The organism is Clostridium sp. CM74B_53 (assembly GCF_036318045.1).
In the GTDB taxonomy this organism is placed as follows: Bacteria; Bacillota; Clostridia; order Lachnospirales; family Lachnospiraceae; genus Pilosibacter.
In genome coordinates this window covers 50599-75236 of record NZ_JAWQDE010000007.1, presented here as the reverse complement: position 1 = coordinate 75236, position 24638 = coordinate 50599, and the positions used below count along the sequence as shown (strand labels likewise).

At 48.9% G+C, this 24638-nt stretch carries 20 protein-coding genes; all 20 read left to right on the top strand.

From position 1 onward, the window contains the following. Positions 1 to 117: 117 nt before the first annotated feature. The 20 genes from V2546_RS07950 to V2546_RS07855 all read left to right on the top strand — a co-directional run bounded on the left by V2546_RS07950 (position 118) and on the right by V2546_RS07855 (position 24630). Positions 118 to 354: a helix-turn-helix transcriptional regulator gene (locus tag V2546_RS07950; protein WP_329752017.1), complete on the top strand. Its 237-nt coding sequence runs from the start codon at positions 118 to 120 to the stop codon at positions 352 to 354. 18 nt (positions 355 to 372) lie between these two features. After that, on the top strand, positions 373 to 3612 hold the full coding sequence (locus tag V2546_RS07945) for a helicase-related protein (RefSeq protein WP_486463577.1): 3240 nt from the start codon (positions 373 to 375) through the stop codon (positions 3610 to 3612). A gap of 20 nt (positions 3613 to 3632) precedes the next feature. After that, complete coding sequence (locus V2546_RS07940) at positions 3633 to 4289, top strand: DUF4391 domain-containing protein (protein ID WP_329752015.1); 657 nt, start codon at positions 3633 to 3635, stop codon at positions 4287 to 4289. Between the two features lie 2 nt (positions 4290 to 4291). Continuing rightward, positions 4292 to 5452, top strand: a complete 1161-nt coding sequence (locus V2546_RS07935) for a hypothetical protein (RefSeq protein ID WP_329752014.1) — start codon at positions 4292 to 4294, stop codon at positions 5450 to 5452. Next, positions 5424 to 7394: a site-specific DNA-methyltransferase gene (locus tag V2546_RS07930; RefSeq protein ID WP_329752013.1), complete on the top strand. Its 1971-nt coding sequence runs from the start codon at positions 5424 to 5426 to the stop codon at positions 7392 to 7394. The genes V2546_RS07935 and V2546_RS07930 overlap by 29 nt, the downstream gene beginning before the upstream one ends. Position 7395: 1 nt before the next feature. Next, on the top strand, positions 7396 to 8442 hold the full coding sequence (locus V2546_RS07925) for a virulence RhuM family protein (RefSeq protein ID WP_329752012.1): 1047 nt from the start codon (positions 7396 to 7398) through the stop codon (positions 8440 to 8442). After that, positions 8432 to 11569 carry a restriction endonuclease gene (locus tag V2546_RS07920; RefSeq protein ID WP_329752011.1) on the top strand — a complete coding sequence of 1046 codons (3138 nt, stop codon included), beginning with the start codon at positions 8432 to 8434 and terminating at the stop codon, positions 11567 to 11569. Before V2546_RS07925 ends, V2546_RS07920 begins: the two co-directional genes overlap by 11 nt. A 174-nt stretch (positions 11570 to 11743) precedes the next feature. After that, the gene (locus tag V2546_RS07915) at positions 11744 to 11968 is read left to right on the top strand and encodes a hypothetical protein (RefSeq protein ID WP_118531721.1); all 225 of its coding nucleotides are present in this window, start codon (positions 11744 to 11746) and stop codon (positions 11966 to 11968) included. Beyond that, complete coding sequence (locus V2546_RS07910; protein ID WP_329752010.1) at positions 11965 to 12597, top strand: stage V sporulation protein AA; 633 nt, start codon at positions 11965 to 11967, stop codon at positions 12595 to 12597. Before V2546_RS07915 ends, V2546_RS07910 begins: the two co-directional genes overlap by 4 nt. Next, positions 12587 to 13009, top strand: coding sequence for a stage V sporulation protein AB (locus V2546_RS07905; RefSeq protein WP_329752009.1), 423 nt, complete (start codon positions 12587 to 12589; stop codon positions 13007 to 13009). The genes V2546_RS07910 and V2546_RS07905 overlap by 11 nt, the downstream gene beginning before the upstream one ends. Before the next feature lie 134 nt (positions 13010 to 13143). Further along, on the top strand, positions 13144 to 13584 hold the full coding sequence (locus V2546_RS07900) for a SpoVA/SpoVAEb family sporulation membrane protein (protein ID WP_329752008.1): 441 nt from the start codon (positions 13144 to 13146) through the stop codon (positions 13582 to 13584). A gap of 181 nt (positions 13585 to 13765) precedes the next feature. Next, positions 13766 to 14764: a DUF362 domain-containing protein gene (locus V2546_RS07895; RefSeq protein ID WP_329752007.1), complete on the top strand. Its 999-nt coding sequence runs from the start codon at positions 13766 to 13768 to the stop codon at positions 14762 to 14764. Positions 14765 to 15056: 292 nt separating this feature from the next. Next, positions 15057 to 16106 (top strand): stage V sporulation protein AD, encoded by a 1050-nt coding sequence (locus tag V2546_RS07890; RefSeq protein WP_118531712.1) that lies wholly within the window; start codon positions 15057 to 15059, stop codon positions 16104 to 16106. 120 nt (positions 16107 to 16226) lie between these two features. Further along, positions 16227 to 16583, top strand: coding sequence for a SpoVA/SpoVAEb family sporulation membrane protein (locus V2546_RS07885; RefSeq protein WP_118320933.1), 357 nt, complete (start codon positions 16227 to 16229; stop codon positions 16581 to 16583). A 407-nt stretch (positions 16584 to 16990) separates the two neighbouring features. Continuing rightward, on the top strand, positions 16991 to 18169 hold the full coding sequence (locus V2546_RS07880) for a PucR family transcriptional regulator ligand-binding domain-containing protein (protein WP_329752006.1): 1179 nt from the start codon (positions 16991 to 16993) through the stop codon (positions 18167 to 18169). Positions 18170 to 18433: 264 nt separating this feature from the next. Next, positions 18434 to 19663 carry a hydantoinase/carbamoylase family amidase gene (locus tag V2546_RS07875; RefSeq protein ID WP_215702816.1) on the top strand — a complete coding sequence of 410 codons (1230 nt, stop codon included), beginning with the start codon at positions 18434 to 18436 and terminating at the stop codon, positions 19661 to 19663. 178 nt (positions 19664 to 19841) lie between these two features. After that, positions 19842 to 20447 carry a bifunctional phosphoserine phosphatase/homoserine phosphotransferase ThrH gene (gene thrH / locus V2546_RS07870; RefSeq protein WP_329752005.1) on the top strand — a complete coding sequence of 202 codons (606 nt, stop codon included), beginning with the start codon at positions 19842 to 19844 and terminating at the stop codon, positions 20445 to 20447. Positions 20448 to 20744: 297 nt separating this feature from the next. Next, positions 20745 to 21413, top strand: a complete 669-nt coding sequence (locus tag V2546_RS07865) for a GntR family transcriptional regulator (RefSeq protein ID WP_329752004.1) — start codon at positions 20745 to 20747, stop codon at positions 21411 to 21413. A gap of 427 nt (positions 21414 to 21840) precedes the next feature. Next, positions 21841 to 23133, top strand: a complete 1293-nt coding sequence (larA, locus tag V2546_RS07860; RefSeq protein ID WP_329752003.1) for a nickel-dependent lactate racemase — start codon at positions 21841 to 21843, stop codon at positions 23131 to 23133. Between the two features lie 57 nt (positions 23134 to 23190). After that, the gene (locus tag V2546_RS07855; RefSeq protein WP_329752002.1) at positions 23191 to 24630 is read left to right on the top strand and encodes an FAD-binding oxidoreductase; all 1440 of its coding nucleotides are present in this window, start codon (positions 23191 to 23193) and stop codon (positions 24628 to 24630) included. Positions 24631 to 24638 lie beyond the last annotated feature (8 nt).

The window sequence follows — 24638 nt, the reverse complement described above, 5'->3', positions numbered from 1 at the left end:
TTATGAACTTATGAGATGTCGGCATTTTTTATTTACTCTTAAAGCGTGATATATTATAATGTTAATATAATTTTGGATGTTTAGGAAACCACTTTGAAAGTAATAAGGCGATGAAAAATGGCAGTATCATACAAAAGATTATTCAAACTTATGATCGACAAAAAGATGCGAAAAAAGGATTTATGTGAGCTTGCTGGTGTCAGCACAAGCACTATGAGTAAGATGGGGCGGGATGAGATTGTTTCACTTGAAGTTATTGACCGGATCTGTCAGAAATTGAACTGTAATATTGAGGATGTTCTTGAGATTCTGCCTGACAGTCCCGATAGTAGGACATCAAGAGATGTAGAATAAGGACTAAAACAAAGGTAGGTGAAAGAATTGAAAGTACTTGATAATATCACCAGTACGGTTCGGGATGATCTGCAGGTAGAAATCAAAAGAGGCAGCAAGGTGTCAATAGCGGCAGCCTGCTTTTCGATGTATGCGTATAAAGAATTGAAAAAGCAGTTGGAATTGGTGGACGAGTTCCGCTTTATTTTTACTTCGCCCACCTTTGTTAAAGAAAAAGCCGAAAAGCAGAAGCGTGAGTTCTACATTCCCCGGCTTTCCCGTGAAACCAGTCTATACGGCACAGAATTTGAAATCAAGCTGCGCAATGAAATGAACCAGCGGGCAATCGCCAGGGAGTGCGCTGATTGGATCAGGGAAAAAGCGAAATTCAAGTCAAATACTACAGGTGAAAACATGGGTGGCTTTATGACCGTGGATTCGGGCGCGATACAGACAACCTATGTTCCAATCAATGGTTTTACCACAGTAGACATTGGCTGTGAACGTGGAAACAACAGCTACAACATGGTCACCTGCATGGAAGCTCCGCACTCTCAGCAATATATGCAGCTTTTTGATGGTCTTTGGAATAACCGGGAAAAGATGCAGGATGTCACGGACGTAGTTTTGGAAAACATTAGTACGGCTTATGCGGAAAATTCTCCGGAGTTCATCTATTTCATGACACTGTATCATGTGTTCAGTGAATTTTTGGATGATATCTCTGAAGATGAACTGCCGAACGAGGCTACTGGTTTCAAGCAGAGCAAAATCTGGAGTATGCTTTATGATTTCCAGCGGGATGCCGTGCTTGCCATCATCAACAAATTGGAAAAGTACAACGGCTGCATTCTTGCCGATAGCGTTGGTCTTGGTAAAACATTCACTGCTCTTGCAGTTGTAAAATATTACGAGAATCGAAACAAGTCGGTGCTGGTGCTATGTCCGAAAAAGCTGGCAGAAAACTGGAATACATACAAGGATAACTATGTCAATAACCCGATTGCATCGGACAGGCTGAACTACGATGTTTTGTTCCATACGGACCTTTCCCGCAATGGCGGACAGTCCAATGGTCTTGATCTGAACCGCCTGAACTGGGGCAATTACGATCTGGTAGTCATTGATGAATCGCACAACTTCCGCAATGGTATCGGTACGCACAGCAAGACGCAGGATAACCGTTATCAGCGTCTGATGGATAAGGTGATCCGTTCCGGCGTTAAAACCAAAGTTTTGATGCTCTCGGCAACGCCGGTCAACAACCGCTTTGTTGATTTGAAGAACCAGCTTGCCCTTGCCTATGAGGGGAACTCGGAGTTCCTTGATGAGCGGCTGAATACATCCAAAAACGTGGAGGATATTTTCAAGCAGGCGCAAAAGGCGTTCAATGCCTGGAGTAAATTGCCCCAAGAAGAACGAACCACAGATGCACTGCTGCGCACATTGGATTTCGACTTTTTTGAGCTATTGGATAGCGTGACCATTGCCCGCTCCCGTAAACATATTGAAAAATATTACGACACCAACGAAATAGGAAAATTTCCCGAACGGCTCAAGTCAATTTCCAAACGTCCCTGCCTGACGGATTTGAACAACGCCATCAACTACAACGAGATTTATGAGCAGCTCATGCAGCTTTCCTTGTGTGTGTATGCGCCGTCCAATTACATTTTCCCCAGCAAGCTCCAGAAATATAAAGAGTTGACCCACAACAAGGGTGAAAACCTGACCCAGACAGGCCGTGAGCAAGGTATCCGCCGCTTGATGAGCATCAACCTTTTGAAGCGTCTGGAAAGCTCGGTTCATTCTTTCCAACTGACATTGACCCGAATCAAAGAGCTGATCAATGGTACGATTCAGTCCATTAACCAGTTTGAGAAATACGGTCGGGCAGATTTGGATATGTACGATGCCGGCGGCGATGACTTTGATATAGACGATGAAAACACGGATTTCTTTACCGTTGGCAAAAAGGTAAAAATTGACCTTGCTGATATGGACTGGAAGAGTTGGCGCACGGAGCTTCAGCGGGATGCAGAGGTTCTGGAACTGCTGACCTTTATGGTTGCCGATATTACCCCGGAGCATGATGTCAAATTGCAGGAACTGTTAAAACTGCTATCTGAGAAAATTGAGAATCCGATCAATTCTGGGAACAAGAAAGTGCTGATCTTCTCGGCGTTTTCTGATACAGCCGAGTATCTGTATGACCATGTCAGCAAGTATATCAAAGATAAATACGGACTGAACACAGCGGTAATCACCGGTTCCATTGATGGTAAAACCACGATCAAGGGATTTCAGGCAACACTGAACAATGTTCTGACCTGCTTTTCCCCTATCTCCAAAGGTCGGGATGTTCTGATGCCTGGCAGTACCACGGAGATTGATGTGTTGATTGCAACGGACTGTATCTCGGAAGGACAGAACTTGCAGGACTGCGATTATCTGATCAACTATGATATCCACTGGAATCCGGTTCGCATTATTCAGCGGTTTGGCCGTGTTGACCGTATCGGCAGTCGTAACCAGTACATACAGCTTGTAAACTTCTGGCCGGACTTGACGCTGGATGAGTATATCAATCTGAAATCTCGTGTGGAGACCCGCATGAAAATCACGGTTATGACCTCTACCGGCGATGATGACCTGATCAATCCAGAGGAAAAGGGAGATTTGGAATACCGCAAAGCGCAGCTCAAACGCTTACAGGAAGAAGTGGTTGATATTGAGGATATGTCCGATGGAATCTCAATTATGGATTTGGGGCTGAATGAATTCCGGCTCGACTTATTGGACTACATAAAACGGAATGGAGACATGGACAAAAAGCCTCGTGGGCTTCATGCTGTGGTGCCTGCCACGGATGAACTGCCGGATGGCGTGATCTTTGTGCTGAAAAATATCAACAACAGCGTCAACGTGGATAACCGGAACCGCATCCATCCGTTCTACATGGTTTATATCGGAGTGGACGGTCAGATTATCTGCGATTACCTGAATCCGAAAAAGATGTTGGATGATATTCGCTTGCTCTGCCGTGGAAAATCCACACCGATCAAAGAGGCATACGAACGCTTTAACCGGGAAACGGATGATGGGCGGAATATGGCGGAAATGTCTGAGCTGCTGAGCGAAGCAATCAATTCCATCATTGATGTGAAAGAGGAAAGCGATATTGACAGTCTGTTCTCTGCCGGTGGAACATCCGCTTTAATGAGCGACATATCCGGGCTGGATGATTTTGAACTGATTTGCTTCCTTGTTGTGAAATGATTGTCTGGAGGTGAGATGCCGTGCTGGGATTGCCAAAATCGACGGAGTTTAACAAACGTATCCCTAAGCAGAAGTTTTATGAAAACATTGCTGTGACACCGGCTATGAAAAAAGCGTTCGTGGAGCAGATCAGGATTATCTACTGGCGCAATAAAATTGCTGCCACCACCCTGAATCTGGCTGCTGGCGAACAGGTGACAGAGATTGAGGTGTTCGAGGTGAGGTTGTCTGCCCCGGAACTGGACGAATGCGTGTTGCGCCAGATCGACCGGGAAATCCCGTATCACATCTTGTTTTTGCTGGAATACGAGGGCAGGTATCAGGCTGCTATCGGTTACAAGGAAGCTGCGGCGGGTAAAACGGCCTTTAAAGTTGACCGCTATTATTATACGGATTGGCTGGAAGAAAGTGAACTTCCGGTGCATCTGGACGGGCTTTCGCTGGATGCCGTGTATGAGAATTTTGTACGGCAGATTGCGGGGACGGCTCTCGGTTCAGATAAATCCTCTACTCTGAAAGAAAGTGTAGAGCAGCAGAAACAGCGAGAACAACTGGAAAAGCAGATTGCGGCTTTGGAAGTAAAAATCAGGAAAGAAAAACAACCAAAGAAGAAATTTGAATTAGTACAAGAGCTGAAGAATATGCAGGGAAAATTGGAAGGTGCGGTGATAAGTTGAATATGGATGAAACATACAATCTTCCAGAATCGTTACGCAAAAGCATTGAGCTTCAGAATAGGTTGCAGGAAAGCTGCAAACCAATTTTAGAGCAGCAGGCTCGTATACAGCAACTTACTGCCCCTTTGCTAAATAGTTTACCTACAAGCAACCTTGCGGTATCTGCCTTGAATGGTCTTGCTCATATGACAGAGAGCCCGGCAGTACAACTGATTCGAGAGAATTCGATGCTGATGCAGAATGCAACGGCATCCTTATACAAATCTATCCAACCGTTCAGACTTGACAATTCGATATGGGAGCAATTTCATACAAATACCGCAGCTATATTAGATTCATATAGAGATGCTGTTTCGGGTAATTTGGCAACAGGCCTTTGTGCATCCTTGGCTGTGGTAAATGCACAGATTGCAGCTTCGCCAGCCTTGCAATGGATTCATAGCATTGATTTTTCACCGTGGATAGATACGTTGAGAAATCTACACATTGGGGACGATTTTCTAAAACGTTACCGTGAGCTAAATGACGTTTGTCTGACAGCTTTGTATGAATGCAAATGGTTCCCCTATGCAAGTTGGTCTGCTGATCTGAGGTTGACAAGAGAAATATATCATGTCTTGTCAACCAGTCGAGGAGCCAGTAAAAGGCGAGAAAAGAGAGTCGATAAACTGATTCTTGGATACTATACTCCACAACGTATCAAAGAAATTAAACGGACGTGGAATGATTCGGATTTAGAACCGCACATTAAGAAAATCCTTGGGCAAGCACTTGAAGCACACCTGCGTGGCGAATATGCGCTATCAATAGCATGTTTATCAACCATGTGGGAGGGATTGATTCATCATAAGCTGCATATTACGGGGCGGTACAGTCAAAAGAAGACCGGCAGAGATTTTAGCGAGTTGATAAAAGAAAATGATTTGAAGCCTGTGTTTGGAGAGTTTTACGAGAAGCTAATCGTCTGTGATTGTAATACGGTGGATGAGGTTGTTGAGGGAATCCCCAACCGGAATGGTGTTTCTCACAGCAAATATAAAAAATATCCAAACAAAAAAGCCTCACTGAATGCGATCTCAATAGCGGATTTTATCATACACTTGGAGCCAAAACAGGAAACGGAGGAACAATCAAATGGACAAACTGAAAATGCACAGCCTTGACGGCGTGGAGAGAAATATAGAGCTGATCGGCAAGCTGTTCCCCAATGCCATCACCGAAGTGATGCGTGACGGCAAGGTGGAACACGCCATTGATTTTGACGTTCTGCGGCAGGAACTTTCGGATTCCATCGTGGAAGGCCGAGAGGAACGCTATCAGTTTACCTGGCCGGACAAGAAAAAAGCCATGCTGGCGGCCAATGCGCCCATCACGGCAACACTGCGTCCGGTTGTGACGGACAGTGTTGGCAAAGATGGCACGCCCGGTGGCTTTGACAGCGAGAACCTTTATATCGAGGGCGATAATCTGGAAGTGCTGAAACTCTTGCAGGAAACCTATCTTGGCAAGGTCAAGATGATTTATATTGATCCGCCCTACAACACCGGCAACGATTTTGTCTATGAGGACGACTTTGCCCAGAGTGCTGACGAATATATGGGAAACAGCGGTCAGTATGACGAAGAAGGCAACCGGCTTGTGACCAATACGGAGAGCAATGGTCGTTTTCATACAGATTGGTTGAATATGTTATATCCACGACTGCGGTTAGCAAAGGATTTTTTGAGTGATGATGGGGTTATATTTATAAGTATAGACGATAGTGAATTGCGAAATGTGCTTAAAATTGGTGATGAGGTTTTGGGAAACGCAAATTTTGTTGCATGTTTGACTCGAGTGGCAAAGACAACTAGCTTCAGAGGGAATTATTTTGTGCCAAGTAAGGATTATATTGTTGCCTATTGCAAGAATATTGTCCTTCTTCCAGCGTTCCAGGATGAAGTTACGAATGACGAACAGTTTAAGAAAATCGAAACAGATGGACCGCGAAAGGGTGAATACTATCGTGATGATATTGCTTTCTATTTATCCACATTGCAGACACGTCCTAATCAGCGATACTTTATTGAATGCCCAGATGGAGAGTTAGTGGTTCCTCCGGGAGAGACAATTCCAGGAATAAAAAAAGACGGTGAAAAAGTGTTGCCGCATGATGGTGATGGTGTTTGGAGATGGGAACAGAAACAATACCTAGCAAAAAAGGATTTGTTGTCATTTAAGCAAACAAAAACATCTCCATTATTGAATCAAAATGGAGAGAGAGCAAAATGGAATATTTATACCAAAAGTTACTTGAATGATAAAAAGGAGAAAGGGAATATTCCCAGAGATCTCTTAGAAGGCTTTCTGAATCGAAACGGAAGCGAAGAACTTAAAAAACTAGATATTCCATTTTCGTTTCCTAAACCAAGCAGCCTAATAAAATATTTGATTAAAATATTAAATGCCGATAAGGATATAATTGTAATGGATTTCTTTTCGGGCTCTGCTACTACTGCTCATGCCGTTATAAGGTTAAATGCTGAAGATGGGGGCAATCGTAAATTTATTATGGTGCAGTTGCCGGAAAAGACGGATGAAAAGAGCGAAGCATACAAGGCTGGCTATAAGAACATCTGCGAAATCGGCAAGGAGCGTATTCGCCGGGCGGGCAAGAAAATCAAAGAGGATGCCGGCCTGACGGCTCCGGCGGATCTGGATATTGGTTTCCGCTGCCTGCGTCTGGACGAAAGCAATATGAAGCCTGTATACTACACTCCGGATGAAGTCGGTCAGCAGGATCTGTTCTCTCTGGTGGACAACGTGAAGGAAGACCGCACCCCGGAGGATTTGCTGTTCCAAGTGATGCTGGATTTGGGCGTGCTGTTGTCCAGCCCGATCGAAGTAAAAGAGATCGCAGGCAAAAAGGTGTTCAACGTGGCAGACGGTTTCCTGCTGGCCTGCTTCGACCATAATGTGACCGAGGAAACCGTCAAGGCCATTGCACAGATGAAACCTTACTATGCCGTGTTCTGTGACAGCAGTATGGCAAACGACAGCGTTGCCACAAACTTTGAGCAGATTTTCGAGACGTACAGCCCTGATACTGTAAGGAAGGTGCTGTGATATGGACGATAAGAAGAAAAAGGAACTTGCCATTCGTAGCTCCGCAGCAGAATACCTGACCTTTGTTGCCTCTACCGGCGAAAGTGATGCCAGCTTTGAAATGCGTTACGAGGATGAGAACATCTGGCTGACGCAGAAGATGATGGCGGCACTGTATGATGTTTCGGTTGCGGCAATCAATCAGCATCTGAAGCGGATTTTTGAGGATGGAGAGCTGCGGGAGGAAGCAGTTGTTAAGAAATACTTAATAACTGCCGCAGACGGGAAAAACTATAATACGAACCATTATAGCTTGCAGGCAATCATTGCCGTTGGTTTCAAGGTGAACAACCAGCGGGCTGTGCAGTTCCGCAAGTGGGCGGGGCAGATCGTCAAAGACCACACCATTCAGGGCTGGACGATGGATGTTGACCGCCTGAAAAAGGGTCATATGTTCACCGATGAGTATTTCGAGCGGCAGTTGCAGCAGATTCGGGAGATTCGTCTGTCTGAACGCAAATTCTATCAGAAAGTGACGGATTTGTACGCCACTGCGTTTGATTACGACAAAAACGCAAAGACGACCCGCCTGTTCTTCCAGACGGTGCAGAACAAGATGCACTATGCCGTCCACCGCCACACGGCGGCGGAGCTGATCGTAGAACGTGCGGATGCCAACAAGGAACATATGGGGCTGACCACATGGGAGAATGCCCCGGATGGGAAAATTCTGAAAGCAGATGTGTCGATTGCGAAGAATTATCTGAGCAAAGAAGAAATGAATTATCTGGAGCGCATTGTGTCGCTCTATCTGGATTATGCCGAGTTGCAGGCCGAGCGCAAAATCCCCATGAGCATGGAGGACTGGGCGAAGCGGCTGGACGGTTTTCTGGAGTTCAACGGTAACGAGCTGCTTACCGGGCCGGGCAAAATCAGCGCAGAACAGGCAAAACTCCATGCAGAAACGGAATATGAAAAGTACCGTATCATTCAGGATCGCCTGTATGAGAGCGATTTTGACCGTTTCCTGATGCTGGAGCAGGAGGTGAACCACAAAGATGAAGTTTAGTTTTAAGATTCAGCAATACCAGACCGATGCCGTGGATGCCGTGGCTCGTGTCTTTCAGGGGCAGCCTTACAGTGCGGGCGTGTCCTATCTGCGTGATATGGGCAGCCTGTCTGCAAAGCCCCAGCAGTTGAGCCTTGTACCGATGGACGAGGACGCTGCACAGTTGGAATTGCAGGATTTGATCAACGATTCCGGCTTCAAAAATGAAGCCCTGCAACTGACCGATGCGGACTTGGTACAGAATATCCGTGCATTGCAGGCAGAAAGCAATATTCATCAGTCGGACAAGCTGGTGGCACCGCTCGGCAGATGTTCTCTTGATATTGAGATGGAGACCGGTACCGGCAAGACCTATGTTTACATCAAAACCATGTTTGAGCTGAACAAGCGATATGGATGGAGTAAGTTTATCGTTGTTGTGCCGAGCATTGCCATCCGTGAGGGCGTAAAAAAATCTTTTGAGATCACCGCCGATCACTTTATGGAATGCTATGGCAAAAAAGCACGGTTCTTTATCTACAACAGCAGCAACCTGAACCAGTTGGATTCGTTCTCCAGCAACTCCGGCATCAACGTCATGATTATCAATACCCAGGCATTTGCCGCTTCCATGAACGAGGACAAGAACGTGGAAGGCCGCAAGGGTGATGCTGCGGCAAGAATTATCTATACCAAGCGGGATGAGTTCGGCTCCCGCCGCCCGATTGATGTGATTGCTGCCAACCGTCCGATTCTGATTCTGGACGAGCCGCAGAAGATGGGAAAAGAAGATTCTGCCACCCAGAAAGCGTTGAAGAAATTCAATCCTCTGTTCGCACTGAACTACTCCGCTACCCATGCCAAGCAGCACAACCTGATTTATGTGCTGGATGCGCTGGATGCTTACAACAAGCGGCTTGTCAAGAAAATCGAGGTCAAGGGCTTTGAGGTCAAGAACCTGCGTGGTACAGACAAATATCTGTATCTGGAAAGCATCATGATCTCCCCCAAGAATCCGCCAAGGGCAAAGGTGGAGTTGGAGGTCAAACACCAGAGCGGCACAAAGCGGGAATTCCGCACACTGGATGTGAGTGATAATCTCTACTATATCTCCGGCGAGATGGAGCAGTATAAGGGCTTTGTCGTTTCTGAAATTGACCCGATCACCGGCGTTGTGACATTTACCAATGGCGATACCATCCGCAAGGGTGATGTGACCGGCGATGTCTCTGAGGATGATATGCGCCGGGTGCAGATCTGGGAGACGATTATTTCCCACTTTGAAAAAGAGCAGGAACTGTTCAAAATGGGTATCAAGACTCTTTCGCTGTTCTTCATTGACGAAGTGGCAAAATATCGCCAGTACGATGAAGACGGTAATGAGCTTCTGGGCGAGTATGGCAAGATTTTTGAGCAGGAATACATGGCTGTTATGAACGAATATCGTTCTATTCTTGACCCGGAGTATACGGCCTATCTGGACGCCACCGATGTACATGATGTGCATAAGGGCTATTTCAGCATCGACAAGAAAGGACGCAGCGTCAACAGCTCGGTCAAGCGTGGAACCGATATGTCCGATGATATTTCGGCCTACGATCTGATTTTGAAAAATAAAGAACGGCTGCTGTCCTTTGAAGAGCCGACTCGTTTCATCTTCTCCCACTCTGCCCTGCGGGAGGGCTGGGACAATCCGAATGTGTTCCAGATTTGCACTCTGAAACACAGTGACAGCACCACGCAGAAGCGGCAGGAGGTTGGCCGTGGACTGCGCCTGTGCGTGAATAAGGACGGAAACCGCATGGATGCGGAAGTGCTGGGCGATAAGGTGCAGGATATCAATGTCCTGACTGTTATTGCAAGCGAGAGCTATGCAGGCTTTGTGGATGGGCTGCAAAAGCAGACCGAAGCCGTGTTGTATGACCGTCCCCGCAAAGCTGACATTGACTACTTTGTTGGAAAGAGCATCAAGCTTGATGGCAAAACGGTCAAGGTGGATGACCGTCAGGCACGGGCTATCTATCAGTATCTTGTCCGCAACAACTATGTGGATGAGCAGGATAATGTTACGCAGGATTATCGGGACGATGTGCAGGCCGGAACACTGGCACCTGTGCCGGAGACGCTGAAGCCTATCGAAGAGGGCGTACATACGCTGGTTCAGGCAATTTACGATGACAGTATGCTTAAATCCATGTTTGAGGATGGCAACAAGCCGAAAGTGCTGGAGAATCCTCTGAATGACCGATTTGAAAAAGCGGAGTTCCAGAAACTCTGGCAGACCATCAATCACAAATACGCCTATACGGTGGATTTTGATTCTGAAGAGCTGATTCAGAAGTCGATTGCGCACATCGACAGTGAACTGTATGTCAGCCGTCTGCAATATACCGTCACCTATGCTGGACAGAAAGACAAATTGAATGCCGATATGATACATGAGGGCAGCAGCTTTTATGACGCAAAAAGCAAGACGACTGTACTGAAAAATGCACACACCAGCCAGGTGGCGTATGATTTGATCGGTAAAATTGCGGAGGGTACAACGTTGACCCGCCGCACGGTAGCCCGTATTTTGCAGGGTATCATGCCGACTACCTTTGCAATGTACCAGAACAACCCAGAAGAGTTCATCACAAAGACGATCCGTTTGATCAAAGAACAGAAAGCAACAATGATCGTGGAGCATATCACCTACGACACCATAGAAGGAAGCTATGACAGCAGCATTTTCACTGCAGAAAAGCACGCTCTGACAATGGACAAGGCCTATAAAGCGCAAAAGGCGATTCAGGATTATGTTTTCACCGATGGCATCGCAGAAAAGAGCGTCGAGCGTAAGTTTGCGGAGAGTCTGGACGGCTCAGAGGAAGTATTTATCTACGCAAAACTTCCGAAAGGTTTCTTCATTCCGACTCCTGTGGGACATTATTCCCCTGACTGGGCAATTGTGTTCCATGAGGGCAAGGTGAAGCATATCTATTTTGTGGCTGAGACAAAAGGCACGATGGAAAGCCTAAATCTGCGTCCAATTGAGAAATCCAAAATCGACTGCGCAAAAAAACTTTTTGCAAAATTGTCGGATGGCCTTGTGACCTATGATCATGTAGACAGTTATCAGGAGCTTATGAACAAGGTACTGCAATAATAATGCATGAAAGGCGAAGAATATGACAGATCTGCGAAAAAAGTATCAATGGCGTAGGTCATGAATGCTATGCAGTTTGAAATGACATTGATTCAGAAAACTCTGCATAAAACCATTCCATCCTGCGCATCCTTCTCCTGACAGAAAAGTTTGGATGAAAAGGTGGAATGTGAAATGAAACCGTTGAAAGACTATGTGGAGATTATTTTTGCGGTGCTGGCGCTGGCGGTTCTGGTATTTGTGTTCTGGTATTTTCTTGTGGCGGTTCCGGCGAAACATGCGGAGCAGTCCGGGACGTTTGTGATGGTTCCGGGGGCGGAAGCTCCAGTCCGGAAAGGAAGTGTCACAGGGATCTTAAAGACACTTGAGGACGTGGAAAGAAAGCCGTGGAAGGCATGAGCAGTACGACTGTCTACTTAAAGATCCCTCAGGTGAAAGAGGTTTATGCGACGGAAGTGTATCTGGGGATGATCGCAGATGTCCACAGCAGCGACAGGGCTGCGGAGGCGAAGGCGAAAGCCGTGAAGGTCACCTCATTTTCCGGAAAGGGAAAGGAGGCGGCCTATGTCGGAAACGTCATGGATCTTGTGGAAAAGATCGAGAAGACCGGGCAGAATATCCAGGTGGACAATCTCGGAGAAACAGATTTTGTTGTCACATACCGGGCGAAAAGGAGGAAAAGCCGCCTCTGGGAGTGGATGAAGACGGGACTTGTCTCTGCGGTGGCTTTTTTCGGGGCAGCATTTGCGATCATGACCTTCAACAATGACGCCAATGTGACGGATGTATTCGCGAAGCTCTACGAGATGGTCATTGGGACACGGGCGGACGGGCCGACGATCCTCGAGGCATCTTACTCCGTAGGACTTGCAGTGGGAATCCTGCTGTTTTTCAATCATTTTGCATCCTGGAAGATCACGGTGGATCCGACTCCGATCGAGGTGGAGATGCGCCTGTACGAGGAAAACCTGAATAAGACGCTGATCAAAAACGGCGGGAGAAAGGAGTCGGGGATCGATGTATCTTAGACTTGGACTCCTGGCGTTTGCGGGTCTCGGAGCGGGTGCTGTCATCGCGGCCGGAATCTTTGCCTTTCTTGCGATCATCGGTGTTTTTCCGCGGCTCATCGGTGTGACGCACACGGCAGAACATGTGCTGCTCTATGAGACACTGCTGATCCTCGGGGGAGTATGGGGAAATCTGGCGGATCTCTACCGTGTACCGTTTCCGTTTCCTGGGAGAATCGTGCTTGTAATATGCGGCATGTCTGTGGGGATCTTTGTCGGTTGTCTCGTGATGTCACTTGCGGAGACGTTAAAGGCGCTTCCTGTTTTAAACAGACGGATCCAGCTTGCGGTGGGACTTCAGTATGTGATCCTGGCTGTGGCAGCGGGGAAAGCGTTTGGGGCAGCAGTGTATTTTATAAGAGATTTCGGATAATGAAAAGCTGCTTTCGGGCAGCAAAAAGCCCATGGCTGCAGAGAAATCCTGCAAAGTGCCTGTCAGTCTGTGCCGGTTGAAATTCTGCGCCGGAGTGTATGTGTGTCTGAGTTGAAAATTATGAGGTGAAACTTATGGAGATCGACAAAAAAGAATACGGAAACTATGTAAAGCAGGTGACGCCGGTCCACAACACCTGGAAAAATCTCTGGCGCGCATTCCTGGTCGGCGGACTGATCTGCATGCTGGGGCAGATTCTGATTTCTGTCTATATGTCTTTCGGTATCGAAAAAGAGAGCGCTGCATCATGGACAACCTTAAGTCTCATCGGACTCAGCGTGATCCTCACGGGAACCCATATATACCAGAAAATCGTAAAATTCGGCGGTGCCGGAGCGCTCGTTCCGATCACCGGTTTTGCAAATTCGGTGGTTTCGCCGGCAATCGAATATAAGGCGGAGGGCCATGTCTTCGGGATCGGCTGCAAGATCTTTACGATCGCCGGACCGGTGATCCTCTATGGGGTCTTTGCGAGCTGGGTACTCGGAATGGTGAAATTTTTCTGGAGATTCTAGGAAAATTCGGATCTTATACAGTCGAACGGTCTCTTCGTATGCTTTTGTATTTTACAATATTTTAGCTAAAAAGTCCTTGACTTAAACCTAAGTTTAAGTTTTATAATCATATCAGAAAATGAACTTATGCGGCTGTGTAAAAGAACAGCCGCAAACTTTTTATCACAAAAAGGAGGACATTGTGGCACAGAAAATTTTACCGGGAACCGGCGGAGAACATTATATTCCATATGAAGAGAGAACGGGGGAGGAGTCTGTTGTATACTTTACAAGAGATCTCTCCCCGGAAGGTCTGAGAAAGATCTACGAGCGCGTCAATGAGAAGATCGAGGGAAAGATTGGGATCAAGCTCCACACAGGCGAGAAGAACGGTCCGAATATCATCCCGCATACATGGGTGAAGGAACTGGTCGAGAAGGATCTTCCGGATGCAGCGATCGTGGAGACGAATACATATTATGAGGGAGACCGCTATACGACAGAACAGCACAGAGAGACTTTAAAGGTCAATGGCTGGACATTCTGCCCGGTGGATATCCTGGATGAGAACGGAGCGACGATGTTCCCGGTAAAGGGCGGAAAATGGTTTACCGAGATGTCTGTGGGAAAAGATCTTGCAGATTATGATTCCCTGGTTGTCCTGACTCACTTTAAAGGTCACACGATGGGCGGTTTCGGCGGTTCCAATAAGAATATCGGGATCGGCTGTGCGGACGGACGGATCGGAAAGGGAATGATCCATACAGTAGAGGGTTCCGACAATATGTGGAGCATCAGCATGGAAGAGCTTATGGAGCGCATCGCGGAATCCACGAAATCAGTTGTGGACCATTTCGGTGAACACATCACATTCGTGAATGTTCTCCGCAACATGTCCGTATCTTGTGACTGTGAAGGATGTGCGGCTGCTCCGGTCGTAACACCGAACATCGGAATTGTTGCGTCCCGCGATATCCTTGCCGCGGATCAGGCTTCCGTGGACCTTGTGTACGCATTAAAGGAAGATCAGCATAAAGATCTCGTAGAGCGCATGGAGACCCGCCATGGTCTTCGCCAGCTTTCCTATATGAAGGAACTCCACATGGGCAACGACAAGTATAAACTCATCGATATCGATGATGAGGACCATGAGATCATTCCGAAGGAAGCAGTCAAAGATGTAAAGCCGTTTGAGGGCTGATCGTAACGCGCGAAACGCAGATATGGAAATAAAATATGGAAATGAAAAAGATGCTGAAATTCAGAGAGTGCTGGATTTCCGCATCTTTTTTTTCATTTTGGGGAAGATATCGGTATCAAACATTTGCATGCTGTCACAGTGTACGGAAACTTCTTGACCATGAATGGCAACGGGAAAACCGGAGCAGCAGATCATATGGGAGAAGTTGCGGAACGGTTGTTTGGCTATGAGCAGGCAGCGAAAGCGGATTGCAAATATCCGCTGAGAAATAAAAGACAGGAGCAGGAATGAAATGAAAGGAAAAACAGGAGAAGGAAAAAAACAGCGGGGTCGGGCGAGCATTGTATTTGAAACTCCGCCAGTGATTACCGCCGCAGCTTCAACCGTGGGAAAGAAGGAGGGGGACGGGCCGTTGGGGACATGTTTTGACCGGGTGGAGCTGGATCCCATGCTGGGGAAGAAAACGTGGGAGGAGGCGGAGAGCGAGCTTCAGAGCAGGACTGCGGGGCTTGTGATCGAAAAGAGCGGGCTTTCCAGGGAGGAGATCCGGTACTCGTTTGCGGGCGATCTTCTGGCTCAGCTCATTGCGACGTCGTTCGGGAATGTGAATCTGGAGATCCCGATGTTCGGACTTTACGGGGCCTGTTCCACGATGGGAGAAGGACTGGGGCTGGGTGCCATGTGCGTGGAGGGCGGATTCGCAGACCATGTGCTCGTGAGCGCGTCCAGCCATTTTGCCTCGGCGGAAAAGCAGTTCCGGTTTCCGTTGGAGTATGGGAATCAGCGGCCGTATTCGGCGACATGGACGGTGACAGGCTGCGGTGCGGTGATCCTATCTTCCGGGAGTTATCGGGGAGAGGAGCCGCCGCTTGCGAAGATCACGGCGGTGACGACCGGAAAGATCGTGGACATGGATTTTCATGATTCCATGAACATGGGCGCGGCGATGGCGATGGCGGCGCTCGATACGATCGTCAGGAATTTCCGGGATCTCGGGGTGGATGAGACGCATTATGATCAGATCATCACCGGTGATCTCGGGACTGTCGGAAGGAGACTTCTTCTCGATTATCTCATGCAGGCGGGATACCGGATCGAGAGCCGATATATGGACTGCGGGATTGAGATGTTTTCACCGGAGGAGCAGGATACCCACGCCGGAGGAAGCGGCTGCGGGTGTTCGGCTGCGGTATTGTGCGGATATATTCTGCCGAAGATCCGGAGCGGGGAGTGGAAGCGGGTGCTGTTTCTGCCTACGGGAGCGCTGCTTTCGACGGTGAGTTTTAATGAGGGGAAGAGTGTGCCGGGGATCGCGCATGCGGTGGTGCTGGAGGTGTCGTAGCTTGTGCCGGTGGCTGTGCGGCTGAAGGTAGTGTTCACTGCGCGCAGTAGTAGCTATGAGGTTGAAAATAACTGCTGGAGATTTTTATATTAGAGAATTATATCAGGAGAAGGTGCCACTATGGAATATATAAAAGCGTTTGTGGTCGGTGGATTGATCTGCATGCTGGTGCAGATCCTGATGGAAAAGACAAAGATGATGCCGGGGAGAATCATGGTGTTGCTGGTGGTCAGCGGGAGTGTTCTGGGATTCCTTGGCGTTTATGAGCCGTTTGCAGAGTGGGCGGGGGCCGGAGCGACGGTTCCGCTTTTAGGGTTTGGGAATACGCTGTGGAAAGGCGTTGTGAAGGCGATGAGCGAGGATGGTGTGCTGGGAGTCTTTAAGGGAGGATTTACGGCGAGTGCGGTCGGGATCAGCGGGGCGCTGGTGTTTGGGTATCTGGGGGCGATCGTGTTTCGGCCGGGGATGAAGGAATAGGGGGGTACGCGGCGGGGAGACTCCGGGCGCGGACGCTTGGTGGATTCCGGAATCAGGCGGTCCGTGCCCGGAGTCTCCCCGCCGCTGTGTATTGGCATGGGTGGGCTGTTTTTGCCCTGGAAGGGCAAAAAGGCGCGGATGTTTGGAATGTGGGGAGATGAGGAGGTATGATAGATGATTTTGCACAGTAAAGGATGTTTCTTCTCCAGGGGATAAAGAGTGATGGCGGCATGTAAAAATACATGGAATCTTTTGCGAATACACGTTATAATCATACATTATGAGAACACTGGTCAGTGTTGCCGGAGCGGAGGAAGATGGATGGCTCATGGAGGGGATGCTGTATGTGGGGAGTCTATCGTATGGATATGGTGTGGGATGACTGACAGGAGGAGACAGGATCGTTTATGGCGAAGGTGAGTGATGTTTTGAAGCTTCCGGTCATGCGGGGAGTGCGTGTCCTTGCAGGGGAAGCGGGGCTTTCTGGGAAAGTGGAGCATGTGACGGTGATGGAGGTTCCGGAGATCAGGCAGTGGTTGAAGGGGAATGATTTTCTGATCACGAGTTTTTATTCTGTGAGGAAGAGTGAGGAGGAGCAGTGTGCGCTGATCCGGGAGGTCGCGGACATTTGCTGTTGTATCGCGGTGAAGACGGGGCCGTATGTGGCGTGTATCTCAGATCGTGTGCGGGAAGAGGCGGATGAAGTGGGGCTGCCGATCCTGGAGTTGCCGGAAGCTCTTCCTTATATTGATATTATCGTGAACGTGATGAACCTGATCTTTGAGGAGGAAGGAAATTCGGCGATCCTGGAGAAATATGTGAAGGATATTCTATACGAGAATTACAGTGACAGGGTCCTGATGGCGGAGCGCGGGAGACTTTTTGGGATGGATGTGGAGCATGACTGGTTTGCGGCGGTCGTGATCAATTTTAGGAAGATGGTCGTGCCGGACGAGCAGGATTGGAAGGGGATCCGTTTTCTTGCCAGAGCGGTTCTTGGACTCTTTAGGGAGAGAACGGAGATCACGGAGTGTATCCGGATCCCGTTAAAGAAGGGATATCTTCTCCTGGCAGAGGGAGAGACGGAGGACAAGGTCAGGACGGTCCTTGCGGATCTGTTTACGGAGGAGAAGATCCGGGAACTCTGGGATGCCGGGGCGGACCGGATCGTCTGTGCGGCCGGATCGGTCCGGAGAGGTCTTACCGGGATCCGGGATACATACAGCGATGCGTTTCAGGCGATCCGGGTCCAGAGAAAGCTCTGGCCGGAGACGAGTGTCTGTCAGTATGAAAAAGTCCGGGCATTCTGTGCGCTTCAGGAGTTTTTTGAATCCGGAAGGGGAAAAACATTTGAAGAAATCTTAAAACCTGTGGAGAGTCAGGAGTTCCTCGATACACTTGCAACTTATTTTAGCTGTTCCGGAAACCTCGATCAGGCAGCGGAACTTCTCCATGCACATAAGAATACCGTGAAATACCGCCTGGGGCGGATCCAGGCGCTCACGGGGCTGGATCTTAAGAAACCGGAGGACAATTTTATGATCTATATGGCGGTACTGGCGTGGAAGCTGGGAGCGGGGGTATAGCAGTATAGAATGCAGGGTTCTTTCTTGGTTTACATGACTTCGATTCCCTGAAAATGAAAAACGGAAAACCGTGATCCGGGTGGAAGGAGTTGTTTGTCTGTAACGCCAAAAACAATCCTCTTTTTTTGTCGTAATACACATATGATTCTGAGTATTTTGCGTTTATAATGATATTATCAGAAAAAGCATACTGGAAATCTGTTTCCTGAAGGAGAACAGGCGGACAGTTACGATAAACATGAGCATACGCAGGAGGAAGCGCATATGAAGCATAAACCCAAGGATATTCAGTACTGTGAAAGACTGTTTCAGAGTTTTTATGAGATCGGGAGCACGCCGCAGGGAGGTGTGACAAGACTTGGCTATACGGAGACGGAGGACGCGATGCATGAGGTCTTCAAGGGACTCGGCAGGGAACTCGGCGGATCGATCCATACGGATGAGGTCGGAAATACTTATGTGGCCAATACGGATGAGATGGGGTATACGCTGATCGGTTCGCATCTCGATTCCGTAATCGACGGCGGCCGCTATGACGGCGTCGCGGGTGTGATCGCGGGACTTATGGTGATGAAGTGGGCGAAGGAGGACGGTCTCCGGATCCCGCTGCGGGTCGGTGCATTCCGCTGTGAGGAGTCGAGCAATTTCGGCTGCTGTACGATCGGAAGCGGACTGATCACGAAGGAAGTCTACAAGCAGGATATCGGACATCTGACTGCGAAAAACGGGGAGACTCTGGAGCAGATCTTTGCCAGCCGCGGTCTGAACCTTCATCCGAAACAGATCTCCGGTGTGGGGCGTTATCTGGAACTCCATATCGAGCAGGGAAAGGTCCTCGAGGAATATCAGACGGAGGTCGGGATCGTCGGCACGGTCGCGGGACCGATCCGGTACCGGGTGTATTTGAGAGGAATGGCGGAACATTCCGGAGCGACGCCGATGGACATGAGGAGTGACGCGCTGTGTGCGGCGGCGGAGATTATCCTGGAGTTAGAAAAGATCGGAAAGCAGGAATCTGCGTACCAGTCCGTTGCGACCGTCGGCGTGATCCAGAATTATCCGAACGTTTTAAATGTGATCCCGGGACGTGTAGAGATCGGCGTGGACATGCGCGGGATCGATCAGGACAGCTTAAACTGCATGGAACGGAATTTCAAGGCCGCTGTGCGGGAAAGCTGCAAAAAGCGCGGCGTTGAGTATGTGGCGGAAAAGATCAACAGCATCCCGCCGATCAGGATGAGCTCCGAGGTGGAAGACGGCCTGGAACAGGCGGCAAAGAAGCTCGGGATCTCGAGCCGGAGAATGCCGAGCGGTGCCGGCCATGATTCCATGTCTTTTGCGGATATCTGCGACACCGGCATGGTATTCATCCCGTGCCGCGGCGGAATTTCCCATAACCCATCTGAGCACACAGAAATTTCAAGTATCTGTGACGGGGCGCGGGTGATGTATGAATATCTGAAAACAGTCGCCGGTTTGCAGGGACAGGAATAGGCAGTGAGTTTGAGTGTGGTGCCTTCGGGTACATGCAGGAGAAAAATTCGGTGCACAATGAAATTCCGGGTGAAATTCTGTGGACACGATCAGAAAGCAGTTCTGGATTTTTACAGTGGATGATGGTATAATATCTACATTGCGACATAGAAGTACGATCAATGAGGAGGAACTGATTATGGATATCGTGTGTCTTGACCTGGAAGGAGTTCTCGTGCCGGAGATCTGGATCGCATTCGCGGAGGAGAGCAGGATCCCAGAGCTTAAGAAAACGACGAGAGATGAGCCGGATTATGATAAATTGATGAACTGGAGACTTGGAATTTTAAAGGAACACGGTCTTGGTCTGAAGGAGATCCAGGAGACGATCGCAAAGATCGACCCGCTCCCGGGCGCGAAAGAGTTTTTGGACAAGCTTCGTGAGATGGGACAGGTTATCATCATCAGTGACACCTTCACGCAGTTTGCAAAGCCGCTGATGAAAAAACTCGGCTGGCCGACGATCTTCTGCAACTCTCTGGAGGTTGCCCCGGACGGAACGATCACAGGGTTTAAAATGCGGATCGAGAAGTCGAAGTATACGACGGTAAAGGCGCTCCAGTCGATCGGATTTGAGACGATCGCGAGCGGCGACAGCTACAATGACCTCGGAATGATCGAGGCGAGCAAGGCGGGATTCTTATTCCGCAGCACGGAGCAGATAAAAAAGGATCACCCGGAGCTTGCGGCATATGAGACATATGACGAATTATTTGATGCGATCAAAAAGGCAATGGAAGCGTAATAACGGAAAGGCGTGAAAGACTACAGCCGGTACATGATACCGGCTGCAGCTTTCAATTATCATGTATCCGAAAGGAGCTGCCGGCGGCTGCGAAGGACATACGAATGTGCCATGGCACATTCCTTTTTTCTATCCTGAAGAGGAAAAATTCCGTTACTTTTAGCGGGTAGGAATTTTCTGAACTGAAAATTCCGTATGATACCAATGGGGTCGCGGATTTTGCCGATTCGGAATGCGGAGCGTGAAAGGCATGACGGTTCCGGACAGGAAATGATTTGGTGGAAAGGATCAGAAACGATGGAGAAATCCTATGAAAAAGTCATTGAATATGTAAAGAAAGGGATCGGAAGCGGAGAGATCCAGGCGGGAGAAAAACTTCTTCCGGAGCGGGAGCTCGCCCAGAAACTGGAGATCAGCCGCAACTCTGCAAGAGAAGGACTCCGGATCCTGGAGAACATGGGAGTCCTGGAGAGCCAGCAGGGAGCCGGGAATTATGTCTCCGGAAATTTTGATGAGATCCTCGCGGAGATGCTCTCATTCATGTTCATCTTAAAAAAGATCGATGTGGATAAGATCACGGAATTCCGGTCCACCCTGGAATGGGGAGCGCTTGAGAGCGGGGTCCGCCAGGCAACCGCGGAGCAGCGCGAAAAAATGATGACATATCTGGAAAAACTGGAGAATGCTGAGACGGAGGAGGAGCGTGTCCGCTGGGACAAGGCGATCCACTATCTTCTGATCGAGGCGGGCGGGAATCTCTGCATGATCGCGAACTATAAAGCACTCAATAAGATCATGGATGAGTATATCCCGAAGATGCGCGGAAAGATTATCGAAGGAATGCACAGCGAACAGTTTTTGAGCCGTGCGCACCGGACGCTGGCGGAAGGTTTTGCGGAAGGAAATATCGAGAAGGCACGAGAGGGACTGAAACTCCATTTCCATTATATTTATCAGTATATGTAAGGAGCAGGAGAGAACCGGAATCAGGAATCGTAAACGATTCAGAGGAACTGGAAAGAGATCCGGCCTGCAGAGCACGGAGAAAGAAAAGAGGAGCAGACTTCCTGAGATTGACAAAAATCAGACAATCTGTGCGAAATTCATGCAAAGAAAAACAAAATGTCTTGACAAAAATACAAGACAGCGCTATCCTTGTATCAGAAAAAATACACTGCTTATGAGAGCAGTTATTTTTTAAGACTAATTGGTTCTACCAATAAGAAGCGAAGAAACAACAATGTGCGCATAGTAAAAACAAATGTTCACATTGTTTTAAAAGCAATATGATTGGTACTACCAATAAAAAACGATGATCGATACGATCAAAAAGATAGCAGGAAAAGGACAGGAAAGACAGGAAACGACATTTCATGTCAGACTGGAGGGGAATATGGCAAACATCACACTTCCGTACGGAAGAGAGAACAAGACGGTCTGTATTCCGGACGAGCGGCTGCGGGGGATCCTGGTTTCCGGAGCGCATGGATACCATGCAGAGAAACAGGAGCGCGAGATCGTGAGGGATGCGATGGAGCACCCGATCGGATCACCTCGTCTGAGAGAACTTGCGAAGGGAAAAGACAACATCGTCCTGATCGCAAGTGACCACACGAGACCGGTCCCGAGCAAAGTGATTTTTCCGGAAATGTTAAAGGAGATCAAGGAAGGCAATCCGAATGCGAAATTAACAGTTCTGATCGCGACAGGTTTCCACAGGGAGACCACGAGAGAGGAGCTGGCAGATAAGTTCGGTGAGGAATACCTGGACCGCGACGATATCCGCTTTGTGGTACATAAAAGCCACAACAAAGAGGAGATGAAGGAGATGGGAGTTCTCCCGTCCGGCGGGATCTTAAAGGTCAACCGGATCGCTGCGGAGGCGGATCTTCTGATCTCGGAGGGCTTTATCGAACCGCATTTCTTTGCCGGATTTTCCGGAGGGCGAAAGAGCATTCTTCCGGGAGTTTCCAGTGCGGAGACGGTCATGGCAAACCACTGCTCCAAATTTATCGACAGTCCGAATGCAAGAACGGGAATCCTTGATGGAAATCCGATCCACAAAGATATGGTATTTGCGGCAAAGACCCTGAAGCTTGCCTTCATCGTCAATGTGGTCCTCGATGAGAACAAGAAAGTCATCCGGGCGTATGCCGGGAACTTCGATCAGGCACACAGAGAAGGATGCCGCTTCGTCGATAAACTTTCCGGAGTTGACGCGATCCCGGCAGACATCGTGATCTCCACAAACGGAGGTTACCCGCTCGACCAGAACATTTACCAGTCGGTAAAGGGAATGACGGCTGCGGAGGCCACCTGCAATCCGGGCGGAGTGATCATCATGGTCGCAGAGTGCGGACAGGGTCACGGCGGTCAGTCTCTCTATGACACCTTTGCAGGCGGAAGAGACAAAAATGCGATTATGAAGCAGTTTCTCGACACACCGATGGAGAAGACGATCCCGGATCAGTGGGAAGCACAGATCCTGTGCAGGATCCTTTTAAAACACAAGGTGATCATGGTGACCGGTGCACCGGAATCCATGGTGCGGGATATGCAGATGGATTACGCGGAAAGTGTGGAGGAAGCGATCCGGATGGCGGATGCGTACCTTGGCAAAACGGATGCGGGGATCACCGTGATCCCGGACGGGGTATCCGTGATCGTGAGAAACACGAAAAAATAGAAAGACAGCAATACGGAATGACTGAAAATTTAGGATATGAGAAGAGGAGAAACAAACATGGAAGCAAAGAAGTACAATCAGGTGACGCCTGAGATCCTGGAACAGTTCAAAGCGATCGTTCCGGGAAAAGTATACGCAGGTGAGGAGATCAACAGCGACTATTTTCATGATGAGATGCCGATCTACGGAAAGGGAATCCCGGAGGTTGTGATCGAGGCGACAACCACAGAGGACATTGCAGCGATCGTGAAAGTCTGTTATGAGAACTCCATCCCGGTGATCCCGAGAGGAGCAGGAACCGGTCTTACCGGAGCGGCGGTTGCTGTTGATGGCGGCGTCATGATCGACATGACCAAGATGAACAAGATCCTCGGATATGACCTTGAAAACTTTGTTGTCCGCGTAGAGCCGGGCGTTCTGTTAAACGACCTCGCGGAAGACGCACAGAAACAGGGACTCTTATATCCGCCGGATCCGGGTGAAAAATTCGCAACACTCGGTGGCAATGTTTCCACAAATGCAGGCGGCATGCGCGCAGTAAAATATGGATGCACAAGAGATTACGTGCGCGCGATGACGGTTGTCCTTCCGACAGGTGAGATCGTAAAAATGGGCGCGACGGTCTCCAAGACAAGTACCGGCTACAGCCTGCTGAACCTGATGATCGGTTCTGAGGGAACACTCGGCATCATCACCGAGCTCACCTTAAAACTCATCCCGGCTCCGAAGGAGACGATCAGCCTGATCATCCCGTATGAGAACCTGGAAGACTGTATCGCGACCGTTCCGAAGTTCTTCATGAATCATTTCCAGCCGCAGGCAGTGGAGTTCATGGAGAAAGAGATCGTCCTCGCTTCCGAGCGTTATCTCGGAAAGAGCGTATTCCCGAAGCAGGCCGAAGGTGTTGACATCGGTGCTTACCTTCTTGTGACATTCGATGGTGACAGCATGGACCAGCTGGAAGAGCTCACCGAGCAGGTTGCTGAAATTGTTCTTGACGCGGGAGCAGTCGATGTTCTCGTTGCGGACACACCTGCAAAGAAGAAAGATGCATGGGCAGCGAGAAGCTCCTTCCTCGAGGCGATCGAGGCGGAGACAAAACTCCTCGACGAGTGCGACGTTGTTGTTCCGGTCAACCAGATCGCAAAATATCTGACATATGTCAAAGGTGTTTCCGAGAAATATGATTTCGCAGTCAAGAGCTTCGGACATGCAGGAGACGGCAACTTACATATCTACACCTGCGCGAACGATCTGGATGAGGAGACCTTCAAGAAAGAAGTTTCCGAGTTTATGGCAGACATCTACAAGAAGGCAGCAGAACTCGGCGGCCTGATCTCCGGTGAGCACGGGATCGGCTTCGGAAAGAAAGGCTACCTCGCAGAGTTTGCCGGTCCGGTCAACATGCGCCTGATGCGCGGTATCAAGGAGACCTTCGACCCGAAGATGATCTTAAATCCGGGCAAGATCTGTTATGACCCGAAGGAAGAGGCATAACGATCCGT